At 66.1% G+C, this 15212-nt stretch carries 17 protein-coding genes and 1 tRNA gene; 12 read left to right on the top strand and 6 right to left on the bottom strand.

Annotated elements, in window-relative coordinates:
* Positions 1-225: 225 nt before the first annotated feature.
* Both M3I56_RS21935 and M3I56_RS21930 read left to right on the top strand, forming a co-directional pair.
* Positions 226-516, top strand: coding sequence for a nucleotidyltransferase family protein (locus tag M3I56_RS21935; RefSeq protein WP_028205775.1), 291 nt, complete (start codon positions 226-228; stop codon positions 514-516).
* Positions 513-866, top strand: coding sequence for a DUF86 domain-containing protein (locus M3I56_RS21930; protein WP_254355788.1), 354 nt, complete (start codon positions 513-515; stop codon positions 864-866). Before M3I56_RS21935 ends, M3I56_RS21930 begins: the two co-directional genes overlap by 4 nt.
* Before the next feature lie 34 nt (positions 867-900).
* On the opposite strand, the gene M3I56_RS21925 is transcribed toward M3I56_RS21930, so the two are convergent.
* Positions 901-2829, bottom strand: coding sequence for an ATP-binding cassette domain-containing protein (locus tag M3I56_RS21925; RefSeq protein ID WP_254355787.1), 1929 nt, complete (start codon positions 2827-2829; stop codon positions 901-903).
* A gap of 275 nt (positions 2830-3104) precedes the next feature.
* Here M3I56_RS21925 and M3I56_RS21920 point away from each other — a divergent pair, with 275 nt between their 5' ends.
* The 9 genes from M3I56_RS21920 (at position 3105) to M3I56_RS21880 (ending at position 9175) form a co-directional block, all read left to right on the top strand.
* Entirely contained in the window at positions 3105-3287 is a 183-nt protein-coding gene (locus tag M3I56_RS21920; protein ID WP_254355786.1) for a rubredoxin, read from the top strand.
* A gap of 185 nt (positions 3288-3472) precedes the next feature.
* A tRNA-Arg gene (locus tag M3I56_RS21915) sits at positions 3473-3547 on the top strand.
* A gap of 116 nt (positions 3548-3663) precedes the next feature.
* A complete protein-coding gene (locus M3I56_RS21910) occupies positions 3664-3936 on the top strand; it encodes a hypothetical protein (RefSeq protein WP_254336612.1) in 273 nt (90 codons plus the stop codon).
* 82 nt (positions 3937-4018) lie between these two features.
* Positions 4019-4318, top strand: coding sequence for a hypothetical protein (locus tag M3I56_RS21905; protein WP_254355785.1), 300 nt, complete (start codon positions 4019-4021; stop codon positions 4316-4318).
* A gap of 139 nt (positions 4319-4457) precedes the next feature.
* Complete coding sequence (dcm, locus tag M3I56_RS21900; protein WP_309249177.1) at positions 4458-5807, top strand: DNA (cytosine-5-)-methyltransferase; 1350 nt, start codon at positions 4458-4460, stop codon at positions 5805-5807.
* A gap of 39 nt (positions 5808-5846) precedes the next feature.
* Positions 5847-6296, top strand: coding sequence for a very short patch repair endonuclease (locus M3I56_RS21895; protein ID WP_254355784.1), 450 nt, complete (start codon positions 5847-5849; stop codon positions 6294-6296).
* Positions 6297-6482: 186 nt separating this feature from the next.
* Positions 6483-6986, top strand: coding sequence for a YbhB/YbcL family Raf kinase inhibitor-like protein (locus M3I56_RS21890; protein WP_254336616.1), 504 nt, complete (start codon positions 6483-6485; stop codon positions 6984-6986).
* Positions 6987-7067: 81 nt separating this feature from the next.
* A complete protein-coding gene (locus M3I56_RS21885) occupies positions 7068-8474 on the top strand; it encodes an MFS transporter (RefSeq protein ID WP_254355783.1) in 1407 nt (468 codons plus the stop codon).
* 110 nt (positions 8475-8584) lie between these two features.
* Entirely contained in the window at positions 8585-9175 is a 591-nt protein-coding gene (locus M3I56_RS21880) for a hypothetical protein (protein ID WP_028205783.1), read from the top strand.
* 154 nt (positions 9176-9329) lie between these two features.
* Here M3I56_RS21880 and otsA read toward each other — a convergent pair whose 3' ends face one another.
* The 5 genes from otsA to M3I56_RS21855 form a co-directional block, all read right to left on the bottom strand.
* A complete protein-coding gene (gene otsA, locus M3I56_RS21875; protein ID WP_254355782.1) occupies positions 9330-10802 on the bottom strand; it encodes an alpha,alpha-trehalose-phosphate synthase (UDP-forming) in 1473 nt (490 codons plus the stop codon).
* Positions 10803-11025: 223 nt separating this feature from the next.
* Positions 11026-11247, bottom strand: a complete 222-nt coding sequence (locus M3I56_RS21870; RefSeq protein WP_254355781.1) for a hypothetical protein — start codon at positions 11245-11247, stop codon at positions 11026-11028.
* Between the two features lie 163 nt (positions 11248-11410).
* The gene (locus M3I56_RS21865; protein WP_254355780.1) at positions 11411-11632 is read right to left on the bottom strand and encodes a hypothetical protein; all 222 of its coding nucleotides are present in this window, start codon (positions 11630-11632) and stop codon (positions 11411-11413) included.
* Between the two features lie 91 nt (positions 11633-11723).
* Positions 11724-13109, bottom strand: coding sequence for a sigma-54 dependent transcriptional regulator (locus tag M3I56_RS21860; RefSeq protein WP_133181918.1), 1386 nt, complete (start codon positions 13107-13109; stop codon positions 11724-11726).
* A gap of 307 nt (positions 13110-13416) precedes the next feature.
* Positions 13417-13734: a hypothetical protein gene (locus M3I56_RS21855; RefSeq protein WP_254355779.1), complete on the bottom strand. Its 318-nt coding sequence runs from the start codon at positions 13732-13734 to the stop codon at positions 13417-13419.
* 389 nt (positions 13735-14123) lie between these two features.
* Between M3I56_RS21855 and M3I56_RS21850 the strand changes: the two genes are divergently transcribed.
* Positions 14124-15206, top strand: a complete 1083-nt coding sequence (locus tag M3I56_RS21850) for a sigma-54-dependent Fis family transcriptional regulator (RefSeq protein WP_254355778.1) — start codon at positions 14124-14126, stop codon at positions 15204-15206.
* The last annotated feature ends 6 nt before the right edge of the window (positions 15207-15212 follow it).

Raw genomic sequence — 15212 nt, 5'->3', positions numbered from 1 at the left:
CCGCGGTGGCAGGTGCGCTCGCGGCGGCGCGGTGGTTCGCGCAGTTGTTCGAATTCGCGAGGTATTGTACTGATTTGGGCCCGCACGGCAATTTGCTTGGGGGTTGGCCGTTCGGCCCAGGGGCGGACGGGGGCGGGAGTCGCGTAGAATGAGCCGCGGATGGCACGGGCAGTGCCGTCGCGATTTCATCGGGCCTGTTGCCCTGTTTGGGAGTGTGGAGCTGCCATGAGGCCATCCGAAGCGCTGCGCGCGCACCGCGCCGAGATCCGCGCGATCGTCGCGAGCCATCACGCGACGAATGCGCGCGTGTTCGGCTCGTCGGCGCGCGAGGAGGACGACGAAGACAGCGATCTCGATCTGCTCGTCGATCCGACGCCGCAGACTTCGCTGTTCGATCTTGCGCGCATTCAGTCGCAGCTAGAGGCGCTGCTCGGTGTGCCGGTCGACGTGCGCACGCCGAAGGATCTGCCCGAGCGCATACGGCTGCTCGCCATGGCGGAAGCCGTGCCCGTATGAAAAAGGACGATCTACGCACATCCGACTACATCGAGCACATCCTCACGGCCATCGAGCGCGTCCGCGAATACACCGCATCTGTCTCACTGGAATCGTTTCAAGCCACACCGATGATCATTGACGCCGTCGTGCGGAACCTTGAAATCGTCGGTGAGGCGGCGCGAAACATCATGCTGGACGATCCCGGCTTCATCGACTCGCATCCGGAAATTCCATGGCAGGAAATGTACGGTACGCGCAATCGCATCTCGCACGGTTACTTCGCCATCAATACCGAGGTGGTCTGGCGCACGATTCAGCATGACTTGCCCGACCTGGAACGGCAACTCTTGAGCCTGAAGGCGAGATAAAAAAGCGGCCTTCATCAGGCCGCTTTCTCTCGCATCACTTGCGCTTGCTCTCCAGCTCCTCCCACCGCTCCAGCACAACGAGCAATTCCTCGTCGATCGCCGCATAGCGTTCAGTCAGGCGCGTGCCTTCCTGCGCGTCCTTTGCAAAGATCGACCCATCTTCGATCTTCGCGCCGATCGTCTTCTGCTCGGTCTCCAGCGCCTCGATACGCTTGGGCAGTTCCTCCAGCTCGCGCTGTTCCTTGAACGAAAGCTTCACGCTGCGCTGGGCATTGCGTCCGGCCGCGCTATCCTTGGGCGCGGCAGCCGCGGGCGCCGCTTCCTTCGGCGCGCGCGCCTCGGCAATCTCCTGCGCGCGGGTGCTCTGCGTCTGCCAGTCCGTGAAGCCGCCCACGTACTCGTGCCAGCGCCCTTCGCCCTCGGACGCGATCACCGACGTCACCACGTTGTCGAGAAACGCGCGGTCGTGGGAGACGAGCAGCACGGTGCCGTCGTAGTCGGTGAGCAACTCTTCGAGCAGTTCGAGCGTCGGGATGTCGAGGTCGTTGGTCGGTTCGTCGAGCACGAGCACGTTCGCGGGCCGCGCGAACAAACGCGCGAGCAGCAGGCGATTGCGCTCGCCGCCCGAAAGCGACTTCACGGGTGAGCGAGCCCGCTCGGGCGCGAACAGGAAGTCGCCGAGATAGCTCATCACGTGCTTCTTCGCGCCGTTGATCTCGACCCAGTCGCTGCCGGGGCTGATGGTATCGGCAAGGCTCTTTTCCATGTCGAGCTGCGCGCGCATCTGGTCGAAGTACGCGACCTGCAGGTTCGTGCCCACGCGCACCGTGCCTTCGTCGGGCGTCAACTCGCCGAGAATCAGCTTCAGCAGCGTGGTCTTGCCCGCGCCGTTCGGACCGACGAAGCCGATCTTGTCGCCGCGCATGACCGTCGACGAGAAGGTATCGACGATCGTGCGGCCGCCATAGCGCTTGGTCACGTCAGCGAGTTCAGCGACGATCTTGCCGGACTTCTCGCCCTGCGCCACGTCGAGCTTCACGTTGCCCTGCACGTTGCGGCGCTCGGCGTGCTCGTTGCGCATCTGCACGAGGCGCGCGATGCGCCCGACGCTGCGCGTGCGGCGCGCCTCCACGCCCTTGCGGATCCACACTTCTTCCTGCGCGAGCAGCTTGTCGAACTTCTCGTTCTCCACGCGCTCGACTTCGAGCTGCTGCGCCTTGCGCTCCTGGTACTGCGAGAAGTTGCCCGGATACGAGAGCAGCTTGCCGCGATCGAGTTCGACGATGCGCGTGGCCACGCGGTCGAGAAACGCGCGGTCGTGGGTGATGAAGAGCAGGCTCGAACGCTGCGCCACGAGCAGTTCCTCGAGCCAGCGGATGCCGTCGAAGTCGAGGTGGTTGGTCGGTTCGTCGAGCAGCAGGATATCGGGCTGCACGACGAGCGCGCGCGCGAGCGCCACGCGTTTTTGCATACCGCCCGAGAGCGCGCCCACGCGGGCGTCGCCTTCGAGGCCGATCTGCGCGAGCGTCGTGGCCACGCGCGTGCGCCAGCTCCAGGCGTCGGCGTGATCGAGCGACGACTGCAGCGTGTTCATGCGTGCGAGCAGCGCGTCGTGTTCCGCGCCTTCGGGCGTGTCCGCGAGCTTGTGCGCGACCGTGTCGTATTCGTCGAGCAGTGCGCGCACGTCGGCGAGGCCCGAGGCGACGGTATCGAACACCGTGGCGTCGGCGTCGAAGTCGGGCTCCTGCGGCACGTAGACGGTCGAAAGCGTCTGCTGGCGTGTGACGAGGCCGTCGTCGGGCTTCGCGAGATCGGCGACGATCGTGAGCAGCGACGACTTGCCCGCGCCGTTGCGGCCAATCAGCCCAACGCGCTCGCCGGCTTCAAGCGAAAAGTCCGCGTGGTCGAGCAGCGCGACGTGGCCGAACGCCAGTTGCGCGTCTGTGATGGTGTAAAGCGACATGGATGGAATGCGATGCGTGCGGTGGACCTGAAGGGGGCATTGTACCGGGCCGCGCAGGCCGGGCCGCGCAGGCCGGGCCGCGTAGGTCGGGCCGCGCAGGTCGGGCCGCGGAGGTCGGCCCGCGCAGGTCGGGCCTCCGCGTTTAGCTTCCCCTTAGCGCAGCGGCACGCGCGCCGTTTTCCGGTAACATCCCAGGTCGCCCGCGCCGCCCGGCCTTCCAGATAAAGGGCCGCATGACGGGCTGCGCATCGAATCGACTAGACGAAGGACACGCTGTGAGCGAAGTAATCGAGTACAAGAGCTGGGTCTGCCTGATCTGCGGCTGGATCTACAACGAGGAAGAGGGTCTGCCCGACGAAGGCATCGCCGCCGGCACGCGCTTTGCGGAGATTCCCGACGACTGGCGCTGCCCGCTGTGCGACGTGGCCAAGTCAGAATTCGCCGTCGTCGAGTTCTGATTACGACAACTCCAACGGAGCCAACGGGGCGTCATTTTCGCGCCCGAACACGTTTGCTATACTCTTGGCCCTGCGCCGCGATATAGTTCGGACCCGCAAGGGCGAACCGCTTCGTGCGCCGCTCCGCGCCATGACGGGTCACTTGGGAAACATGGCGATCGAACGGAGCCATGCTCGACCTCGCGCTCCCTGTAGTTCAATGGATAGAACAAGTGCCTCCTAAGCGCTAGATGCAGGTTCGATTCCTGCCAGGGGGACCAGCCGCTCGGCCACGCCGAGCCGCGGAGGCCGGGCCGCGAAGGCCGCAACCGGTTCGCAGATCCCCGTCCCGTCTCTTTCGCGCACTCGCGCCCCCTCTTTCCCGAGCAGATTTTCCATGGACATCAACAAGCAAGTCGCCGCCCTCACCGCCTCCGAACTGCAGACGGCAGGAGCCAGTCAGGCCACCGCCATCGCCGTCAGCGTGCTGCTGCGCCACCTCAATTCGCCCGAACTCGCCCGCCAACTGGGTGCGGCGTTCGAGAACCACCAGGCCGTGATGCTGCAAACGCCCTGGCCCGAGCAGATGCTGAACTCGTTCGAAGCGACGCGGCGTTTCTTCGAAGGCGCGGCCCAGGTGCAAGGCGCGACGCCGCCGGTTGCCGAATAAATGGCATCGGACGAGCTAGTTAGGGGTAAGTACTGAGTTAACTCCCCCTAAAGAAGGGAAAAATAGTGCCGTAATGGCCTTCATGGACACCACTCGTCCCCTCCCCGCCGGCCATATGATGTCGACCCTCATCGACCAGGACATCGCGCACATTCGTCGCGTGATGCCGCTGTCGCTCGCCGGCGACTTCGGCGGTCCGATTCTCCCCGCGCTCTACTGGCGCCAGCGCCTGCACCGCCTGCTCGACACCGGTCACGTGAACAAGGGCCAGCTGTGTGAAATCGACAGCCTGCTGCTCATCCTCGATCTGCACGAGCTGAACGTCGCCTCCGCCTCCGCGGCCCTTGCGAAGCAGGCGAACGCCGGCCCGCAACACTCCTGACTTCTCCCTGGATTCGACGCTCGCACGTGCAGGCATTCGCCAGCGCCGCGCTCGTCTACGCACGCCCATCGGGAATTCCTGGTGCCGCGGGTCGACCATCGGTCATAATGTCCGCAAAAATACCCTAACGAGGACATCCGTGCTCACGGCCGAACCGAGAGACCTGCTCCAGCAGGCACGCAAGCGTTTCACGCAACAGCAGATCGCCACACACGTCGGCCGCGACGTGAAGACCGTGCGGCGTTGGGAAAAAGGCGAAACGCCCTGCCCCGCGATGCTCGAAGCCGCACTGCGCGAGTTGCTGCAAGGCGGCACTCACGCCAATGGCGCAGCAGCGCGCTTTCGCTTCATCGACCTGTTCGCCGGCATTGGCGGCATCCGCAAGGGTTTCGAGGCACACGGCGGCGAGTGCGTCTTCACGAGCGAATGGAATCCGTTCTCGCGCAAGACCTATCTGGAAAACTACGGCGAGAATCATCCGTTCATCGGCGACATTACGGCCGTGGACGCCGCCGACGTACCCGATCACGACGTCCTGCTCGCGGGCTTTCCGTGCCAGCCGTTCTCGATCGCGGGCGTGAGCAAGAAAAACGCGCTTGGCCGTCCGCACGGCTTTGCCTGCACCACGCAGGGCACGTTGTTCTTCGACGTTGCGCGCATCATCGCCGAGAAGCGGCCCGCTGCGTTTTTGCTCGAGAACGTGAAGAACCTGGTCTCGCACGACCGTGGCCGCACCTTCGACGTGATCCTCCAGGTGCTGCGCGACGAGCTTGGCTATGACGTGCACTATCGCGTGATCGACGGACGCCATTTCACGCCGCAGCATCGCGAACGCATCATCATCGTCGGTTTTCGCGAGCCGGCGGCGTTCTCATGGGACGCGCTCGCACTGCCGGAAGCAGGCCCGCGGCTCGCCACGATCCTGCACCGCACCGACGGCTGCGAGCCGCTGCTGCCGTGGGACGGCGAGCGCTTCTTCGATCACGACGCGCGCCGCGTGCAGCCGAAGTACACGCTCACGCCGGGGCTCTGGGGCTATCTGCAGCAATACGCCGAGAAGCACCGCGCGGCCGGCAACGGCTTCGGCTACGGCCTCGCGTTTCCCGACAGCGTCACGCGCACGCTTTCTGCGCGCTATCACAAGGACGGCTCGGAGATCCTCGTCTATCAAGGCGAAGGATTGCGCCCGCGCCGCCTCACGCCGCGCGAGTGCGCGCGGCTGATGGGCCTGCCCGACACCTTCCGCATCCCGGTGAGCGATACCCAGGCGTACCGCCAGTTCGGCAACAGCGTGGTGATGCCGGTGATGCGCGAAGTCGCGCGCACGATGATGCCGCATCTCGATGCGTCGCTGACCGCACAGCACGCAGCACCGCGTGCGGACGCGACGACGGTCCCCACGGTTGCGCACACAACGCGCCCCACGCGCACGACACGCACGTCGCGCGTCACGCGCAACGCGGCGACGGCCACGGCGGAAGGCCGCTGACCGGCGCGCGCCGCGGCAACCGAAGCGAGGCGACAGACGATGGTGGACGTCGTCGATACCGCGACGCGCAGCCGGATGATGTCCGGCATACGCGCTCGCAACACGAAGCCCGAAAAGCTGATCCGCAGTCTGCTGCACCGGCGCGGCTTTCGCTTTCGCCTGAACGTGCGCGAGCTGCCCGGCCGGCCCGACATCGTGCTGCCGCGCCGGCGCGCCGTGGTGTTCGTCCACGGCTGCTTCTGGCACGGCCACAACTGCACGCTCTTCAAGTGGCCACAAACGCGCCCCGAGTTCTGGCGCGAGAAGATCGCGCGCAACCGTCTGAACGACGCCAAAGCACTCGCCGCGCTCGCGGCCCAGGGCTGGCGCGTGGCGGTAGTCTGGGAATGCGCGTTGCGTGGTGCGCAGCACGATCCGCAGGCGGTCGTCGAGCGCCTTGCCGCGTGGCTCGAAGACGAGTCGTCGGCCTGGTTCGAGGCGCGTTCATAACGCGCCCTCGCCAGGCATCACACGAAGCGTGAGCGCAAGCCGATGCGCCGCGCATGCCAGGCTGCGAAGCTGGCCCTGCTTGAACAGCCCACAGTGATAAACTCGATCGACCGGCTTCGCACCCACCTTCACGCGTCACACGTGCTGGCGCAACCGTCCCACGATCCCAAGCGAAGGAGACACCCGATGGCTGATTTCCGACTTTGGTCCGATGACTTTCCCAGCAACGGTTTCATGCCGAAGGCGCAGGAGTTCGACGACCGGGCCTTCGGTGTCGACGGCGACAACGTCTCGCCCGCGCTGCAGTGGGACGAGCCGCCCGCCGACACGCAAAGCTTCGCGCTCACCGTCTACGATCCGGACGCGCCCACGGGCAGCGGCTTCTGGCACTGGGTCGTGGTGAACATTCCGCCCGACGTGCGCTCGCTCGCCCGCAACGCTGGCAAGGCCGACGGCAGCCTGCTCCCGCAAGGCGCCGTGCAGGTGCGCAACGACTATGGCACGGTCGGCTTCGGCGGCGCGGCGCCCCCGCGCGGCGACAAACCCCATCGCTACATCTACCGCGTGCATGCGCTCAAGGCGGCGCAACTGCCCGTCACGCCGGAAACGACGAACGCGGTGGCGCGCTTCATGACGCATCTGAACGAGGTGGATTCGACCACTTACGTCGGGCTCTATGAACTGAAATAAGCCGCCAGAGAACGCCAGATAACATCAGAAAACAAGGTCCAGCCGGCGGCGCGCGCCCATCGCGCGCCGCCTCTCCCGTCGATGCCCACGCTTTCCGAACGCTCCGCCGCTTCCACCGCCGACATCGAAACCGGCCTGCCCTTCCCACAGCGTTACTACGCAATCCTCGTGGTCGCGCTCGGCATCACGCTCGCCGTGCTCGACGGCGCGATCGCCAACGTCGCGTTGCCGACCATCGCGCGGCACCTTCATGCGAGCGCGGCCAGCTCGATCTGGATCGTCAACGCGTATCAGCTTTCGGTGACCATCTCGCTCTTGCCGCTCGCCTCGCTCGGCGACCGCATCGGCTACAAGCGCGTGTATCTGGCCGGCATGGTGCTCTTCACCGTCGCGTCGCTCGGCTGCGCGCTGGCGACCACGCTGCCCGAACTCGCGTTCGCACGCATGGTGCAGGGCTTCGGCGGCGCGGGGATCATGAGCGTGAACACCGCGCTCGTACGCATGATCTATCCGCGCGCGCAGCTCGGTCGCGGCGTCGCCATCAACGCGATGGTCGTCGCGATCGCCTCCGCGGTCGGGCCGACGCTGGCCTCGGGCGTGCTCGCCATCGCGCCGTGGCCCTGGCTCTTTGCGATCAACGTACCGATCGGCATCGCCGCGCTCGCGCTGGGTCAGCGCGCGCTGCCCGTGAACGAGCGGCATCCCGCGCCCTACGACTATTTGAGCGCCGTGCTCAACGCCATCGTGTTCGGCCTCCTGATCTTTGCCGTCGATGGCCTCGGCCACGGCGAGAGCAATCGCCTCGTCGCGCTCGAATTCGTGCTCGCGATCGTGATCGGCTGGTTCTTCGTGCGCCGCCAGCTCACGCAGGCCGCGCCGCTCTTGCCCGTCGATCTGCTCGCCAACCCCGTCTTCGCGCTGTCGATCAGCACCTCGGTCTGCTCGTTCTGCGCGCAAATGCTCGCGTTCGTGGCGCTGCCCTTCATGCTGCAGGAGACCTTCGGTTTCTCGCAGGTCGACACGGGCCTCCTCATGACCCCCTGGCCGCTCGTCATCATCGGCGCCGCACCGCTCTCGGGTGCACTCTCCGACCGCTATCCAGCGGGCATGCTCGGCGGCATCGGACTCGCGCTCTTCGCACTCGGCCTGCTCTCGCTCGCCACGCTCGGCGCGCATCCCACGGTGTTCGATATCTGCTGGCGCATGGCGTTGTGCGGCGTGGGCTTCGGCGTGTTCCAGTCGCCCAACAACCGGCAGATCCTCTCTTCCGCGCCGCGCGAGCGCAGCGGCGGCGCGAGCGGCATGCTCGGCACCGCGCGCCTCACCGGGCAGACGCTCGGCGCGGCGCTCGTGGCGCTCATCTTCGGCGTTGCACCGCAACACGGGCCGACCATGGCGCTCTACGTGGCGACGGCCTTCGCCGCCGTCGCGGCAGTGGTGAGCCTGCTGCGCCTGATGCCGGGCACCGCGGCGCACACGCCAGGCTAAAAGCGGCCTAACCCTGCGCGTGCGCAGGCACTAACATGGATTCAGGGCGAGCCGCATTCGCGGCCGCGCCCGGCGAGTCAACCTGCCGGATCCGGCAAAGGGGGCTTCCCATGTCACTGATCGTCGCCGGTCGGTTCACGACCTTTCCCGCCGCCGAAGCCGCCGCCGAAAAGCTGTATGCGGGCGGCTTCCTCGAAGAAGACGTCAACCTGTTCTTCGTCAATCCGCGCGGCCAGCATGCGCGCCATGGCGTCCAGGGGACAACCATGGGCGCGCCGCCCACGGTCGCCGCAGTGCACCCGCATCACACCCGCAATATCACCGCAGGCGCCGTGGCGGGCGCCGTGGCGGGCGTGGTGATTTTCAGCGCGTTCTCGGCGGCGCTGCCTTCGGTCGTGATCGCGGCCGGCGTGGGCGCCTGGATCGGCGCGCGCATCGGCGCGAGCGTGGGGGCGAAAGCCGCTGCGCAGCAAATGTCGGCCCACCACGAGAGGGTGCATCGCGAGACGCGCAGCGACGGCGTGCTGCTCTCGGTGCATGTCTGCTACGAGAACCAGGATCTCGCCGCGCAGTTGCTGCGCGACGGTGGCGCCGCCGATATCGAGTGCGCGTCGGGCCAATGGCACGACGGACACTGGGCCGATTTCGATCCGACCCGCCCGCCGATGCCGTTCGCCGCGCCAAGCGGCCAGCGGATCTGAGCGCGCGCCGCGCCGCGTATCGCCGCGTGCCGATCACGCGGATGCAAAAAAAACGCGGCGGCCCAAGAGCCGCCGCGTGGATCCATTTGCGTCGAGAGAACGTTAGACGGCCAGGGACGGCACGCACGCCGCCTCGCCTCTCACCGATGCGTCGCTACGCGCGCGCGGCACCCTGCGCCTGTTCGGGCGCGGGCGTCTGCATCGAAGCTTTCCCCGCCGGCGCGGCGTTGCGCGCCCTGGCCGTGACCGAAGCCGCCGTCGCGACGCTGCGCAGATCGGCGAGGAACGTATCGCGCCACACCGAAAGATTGTTCTCGCGCAGCGACACCATCATGTCGTTGTAGCGCGAGACGCGCTCGGCGTGCGGCATGGAGAGCGCGCGCTCCAGGGCCTCGGCCGTCTGGTTCAGGTCGTAGGGATTCACGATCAGCGCACCGGGCATTTGCTCCGCCGCGCCCGCGAACTGCGAAAGCACCAGTACGCCGGGATCGTCGGGATTCTGCGAAGCCACGTATTCCTTCGCCACGAGGTTCATGCCGTCGCGCAGCGGCGCCACGTAACCCACCTGCGCCTCGCGGAATAGCGCCATCAGCAGGTTGCGCTCGTACTTGCGGTTCAGGTACTGGATCGGTGTCCAGTCGAGCTGCGCGAAACGGCCGTTGATGCGGCCCGCCTCGCCTTCGAGATTGCGGCGAATCGTCTGGTAGGTCTGCACGTCGGAGCGCGTTGGCGGCGCGATCTGCAGGAGCGAGACACGGCCATGCCAGCCCGGCCCGTTCTGCAGCAGGCGCTCGAACGCCTGGAAGCGCTCGGCGAGCCCCTTCGAATAATCGAGCCGGTCCACGCTCATGATCAGCTTGCGTCCGCGCATGGCGTCGCGCAGGCTGCGCACGGCCTTGCGGTCGGAGAACTGCGACGAGGCCTTGGCAATGGCGTCCGGATAGATGCCGATGGGGTACGCCCCGACCTTCAGGAAGCGGTCCCACGCGTGGACCATGCCGTCGTCGCTCGCCGTGCCATGGCCGCCGCGCTCGACGTAGTCGAGAAACGCCTGGCGATCGGCGCCGGTCTGGAAGCCGACCACGTCGTAGTGGCACATGAACTTCATGAGTTCTTCGTGCGGCGGCACCGAGCGCATGACTTCGGGCACCGGCAGCGGAATGTGCAGGAAGAAGCCAATTGGGTTCTTCACCCCGAGATCGCGCAGGCAGCGCGCGAACGGAATCAGGTGATAGTCATGCACCCAGATGATGTCGTCGGGCTCGATGAGCGGCTGCAACTGGCGCGCGAGCGACACGTTCACGCGCAGGTAGCCGCCGTACTCCTGGCGCTCGTAGCGCGCGAGGTCGTTGCGGTAGTGGAACGTCGGCCAGAGCGTCGTATTCGAGAAGCCCTTGTAGTACTGGTCATAGTCACGCCGGGTGAGACCCACTGTCGCGTAGGTGACGCTGCCCTGCTGCTCGATGACCGGTGCGCAGGGCTCCGCGACGGTCTCGCCGCTCCACCCGAACCACACACCGCCGGTTTCCTTGAGCGCGTCCAATACGCCGACTGCGAGTCCGCCCGCTGCGGGACGGCCCTCCTGGGTCGGCGCAACGCGATTCGATACCACGATCAGTCTGCCCATTGCGGCTCTACCTCCTGTTTCGTTGGGTCCGAAGACGATGCTTCAGGTACGTACGCAAGACGCGTGCCGGTTCGGCAGGGTCTGGAGCAAAAATCAATTCTCACAACCGGCCGCGCGAGCAAATTCCGCGCGGCAAGCACGCAAGTGCGGAATACCCCGGTGATCTGTCAGGCCAGGAAACCGGCCTGCACACAGCGCGCGGCGAACGGCGGTTCGAAGCGGATCAGGCGTCCTGTTCCGAGCCGAGATCGCGCTGGTACTCGATGCCCTCAGCCCGCGCCCCGCCTTGGTTGTGCTCGCCGTCGGGCGGCACGCCAGGCACCGCGCGATTCTGGCCTGCGGGGTCCGGCGCGTCCGACTGTTGCGAACTGCTTTTCTCTTGCGAATCGCGCGGGCCACGCTTGCCCGTGTAACGTGCGGAGCGGCGCAAGGCAGGATGTCTCATGTCGATGCCTCCAGCGGGAAGGCGGCCACGCGGCCGTGGCGCTTTTTAATAGTCTAGGGTTCGCCGCGTGAATTCGCCGGTAAAAATGGTGGAGCCTTTGTAACTAGTACATAAAAACCGTCAGGGTCAGCTGATGGCTTCGGCGGGCCGTGCGAGCAGACGCTCACGTGGCGGGCAATGCGCCACGCGAACGATGAAATCGAGAGGAGACCGAAGGGTCGAATCGGAGTCGCGCGTGCGGCACTTCACCCGGTGGCTCTGGCGGATCGCCGATGGGCGGCACGTCGGGCTCGCCGGGCTGATCCGGCGGCGGTTCGTCGGGCTTCGGGGTATGCGCGAGCCAGGGCTTCACGCGGACGGCATCACTGGATTTGCAGCTCGGCATCTTTCGCTCCTCATGATGGACGCGAAACTCACACTGCAAGCGTCGTACCGGCCGTGCGAGCGCACCATGCAGACGCGCTCGCGGATGCTGCTCAGACGCCGGCTACGCGCGCGGGCGCGTCGCCCTTGCCGGCGCTTTCGTTGCCGTACTCCACAAGACGGTTATAGAGCGTCTTCAGGCTGATGCCGAGGATTTCCGCCGCCCGCGTCTTCACGCCGCCGCACTGCTCGAGCGTCGCGAGAATGAGCTGGCGATCGGCGTCGGCGAGCGAGGTGCCGAACGGGATCGTCACCGCCGTGCCGGCAATCGGCTTCGAGAGCGAGATCTGCAGCGGCACCGTCGCCGTGAAATCGCCGTCGTTGCCCGACATGATGTGCGCGCGCTGCACGTAGTTCTTCAGTTCGCGCACGTTGCCGGGCCACGGGTAGGCCGCCAGCATGTCGCGCACCGCCGCGGGAAACTGCTTTTTCGTGCCGTGACGCTCGTTCAGTTCGTCGAGGAACGCCTGGGCGAGCAGCTCGACGTCCTTGCCGCGCTCGCGCAGCGGCGGCAGGCTGATCGGAAACACGTTCAGGCGGTGATAAAGGTCCAGACGCAACTTGCCTTCGGCGACGGCCTGCTCCGGGTCGCGGTTGGTCGCCGCGATCAGCCGCACGTCGGTCTCGATTTCCTTGGTCGTGCCCACGCGCATGAACATGCCGGTCTCGAGCACGCGCAGCAGCTTCACCTGCAGCTCGATCGGCATTTCGGTGATTTCGTCGAGGAACAGCGTGCCGCCGTTGGCGCGCTCGAAATAGCCCTTGTGCTGCCGGTCGGCGCCCGTAAACGAGCCGCGCTCGTGACCGAACATCTCGGACTCGATCAGATTCGGCGAGATCGCGCCGCAGTTCACCGCGAGGAATTCGTGCTTGCGACGCAGGCTCAGCTGGTGGATGGTCTGCGCGGCCACTTCCTTGCCGGTGCCCGATTCGCCCACCAGCATGACCGAGGCGGGCGTAGGCGCGACCCGGCTGATCTGGTCGTAGACCTCCTGCATGGTCGGCGAATTGCCGAGCATCAGGCCGAAGCGCCCCATGCGGCGCAACTCGCCGCGCAGCGTGCCGATTTCGGCCTTGAGGTCGCCCGCGCGCGGCAGGCGGTTCAGGATCGCCTTCACGCGCTGGAGATTGATCGGCTTGACCAGGTAATCGATCGCGCCGGACTTGAGCGCATCGACGGCCGTCTCGACCGTCGCGTGCCCGGTGATGACCACGAGTTCCACGCCCGAGCGCGGGTCGAGATCCTCGAAAAGGTCGGTGCCACTGCCGTCGGGCAGCTTCAGGTCGGTGAAGACCACGTCCGGCGTCTGCCGCACGAGCTGGATGCGCGCCTCGCGCAGGTCGCCTGCCTGCGCGGTGGTGAGCCCGTCTTCGCTCACCACGGCCGCCAGCGCCTCGCGGGTTTCCGCATCGTCATCGACAATCAATACATGTGGCATCGCGTCTCGTCAGCCTTGATAGGTGAATGGCTCCAAAGCGCGAGCGCCGCGCCCTTCGCAAGCGCGCCGGACAACGTTGTCCGGCACCGCGGAAGTCGCGACGCACGTGATTGCGCTGCAGTGGAGTACGAAACGGTCGGACGCACGCCCAAGACGGCAAAAGCCTCAATATGCGCGGTTTTGCTACATCCAGGCAACAATACCGTCAACCGCGGGCCGCCCGAACCTCGATTGTTGTTGATATCACTATTATAGACTCATTCGAGACTAGCGGGCACGGCTCTCGCGTGGCCCGCGCCCCGCCCGCCTAGCTATGCGGAAACGGCCACGGCATGCCAGCCGAGCCATTCGCGCCGTTGACACCATTCGTCATCCGGCCCTTCCTGCCATGTCCCGGTGAGTCCGAGGCACCCCCGGCCATGGCCATTTCCGGGCCCAGTCCGTTGCTGTCCGTGGTATCGGCAAGCGAGCCACCTTCGCCTTCCCAGCGGCTCAGGTCACGATAAAAAGTTTGCCGTTGCATGCGGTGACGCTGCGAGAAACGCCAGGCCAGCATGCCCGCCATGGCGCCAAGCGCGCCGACGGTCACCAGGGTTCCTACCAAACCGCTGCGGTTCTTCGACATGTCGCTCTCTCCCAGATACGCCTCGTCCAAGACGGAAGACGCGAGTTGACCCGAATGACATCGCCCGGGGCGTTGGCCGATGCGCCGCCCCTGTCAATGCAGACGGCGCCGGGCGCTTCAAGTTCCGCAGCACGATGCGTGCCACACTCGCTCGCGGTGTGCCTGGACAGGTCCATTGCCCTGTCAGGCGCGGCAGTGGTTAAATGCTTACGCGTTAGCGAGATGCCAACCTCAAAGACGCAAATCTCGCGGCCGTCGGAGCGGCAAGTTCCGCACCTGTCCTGGACGGCCAGCCCCGGATCGCAGGGCCTGTTCGCCGATACGCGCAGAAGCATGCCGATGCGCGAAGAAGTGAACGCCCCCACTACCTTTGCAGGACGAACATCCCTATGGCGTCAATCGAGCCGGGCTCGCCCGCCGCCACCAAACGCAACAGCGAAAACAACGGAAATACCGCAGCGGACGCGGATGCGCGCGTCGCGGGACTACAGTCGTACGGTCTGCTGTACGGCTCGTCGGCCGTCATGCTGGATCTTTATGCACAGATCGAGCGCGTGGCCGTGACCGAGGCTACGGCGCTCATCGTCGGCGAATCGGGCACGGGCAAGGAGCTGATCGCCCGCACGATCCACGCGCACAGCGAGCGCCGCGACGGTCCGTTCATCGCGGTCAACTGCGGCGCAATTCCCGACGAGCTGATCGAGGCCGAGTTGTTCGGTCACGAAAAAGGCAGCTTCACGGGCGCCGTGCAGGCGCGCGACGGCCACTTCGAGCACGCGCGCGGCGGCACGCTGTTCCTCGACGAAATCACCGAGATGTCGCTGCTGCATCAGGTGAAGCTGCTACGCGCGCTCGAAACCGGCGAGTACTTTCCGGTAGGCGGCAACGAGGCGATTCGCGGCGACGTGCGCATCATCGCCGCCACCAACCGCGACCCCGTAACGGCCGTGAAGGAAAACTGCCTGCGCGAGGACCTGATGTACCGGCTCGCCGTGTTTCCGCTGCGCGCACCGCCGCTGCGCGAACGTGAGCGCGACCGCGAACTGCTCGCGCAGCATTTCCTGACCGAACTGAACAACCAGGAAGGCTCGCAAAAGGCGTTCAGCAAGCGCGCGCTCGAAACCGTGCGTAACTGGTCGTGGCCCGGCAACGTGCGCGAACTGAAAAACGCCGTGTACCGCGCGTTCATCCTCGCGGAAAAGGTCGTGGAGATCGCGCATCCGCAGCTGGTGCCGCGCGTGAAGAAGCCCGTCACCCAGGGCGACGCCATGAGCGTCTGGATCGGCACACCGCTCGCCGATGCGCAGAAGCAGATCATTCTCGGCACGCTCAAGTATTGCGGTGGCGACAAGCGTCTCGCGGCGCGCACGCTCGGCGTGAGCCTCAAGACGCTCTACAACCGGCTCGGGAGCTACGGCGCCGACGATGGCGAAAGCGAAGCGCCCACCGACCCGGACTCGAACGAAGCCTGATTCCCT

The sequence above is a fragment of the Paraburkholderia sp. CNPSo 3281 genome (genome assembly GCF_024206515.1).
Classification (GTDB): Bacteria; Pseudomonadota; Gammaproteobacteria; order Burkholderiales; family Burkholderiaceae; genus Paraburkholderia; species Paraburkholderia nodosa.
Note: the sequence above shows the minus strand (reverse complement) of the source record. Positions and strands in the feature narration are given on the sequence as shown.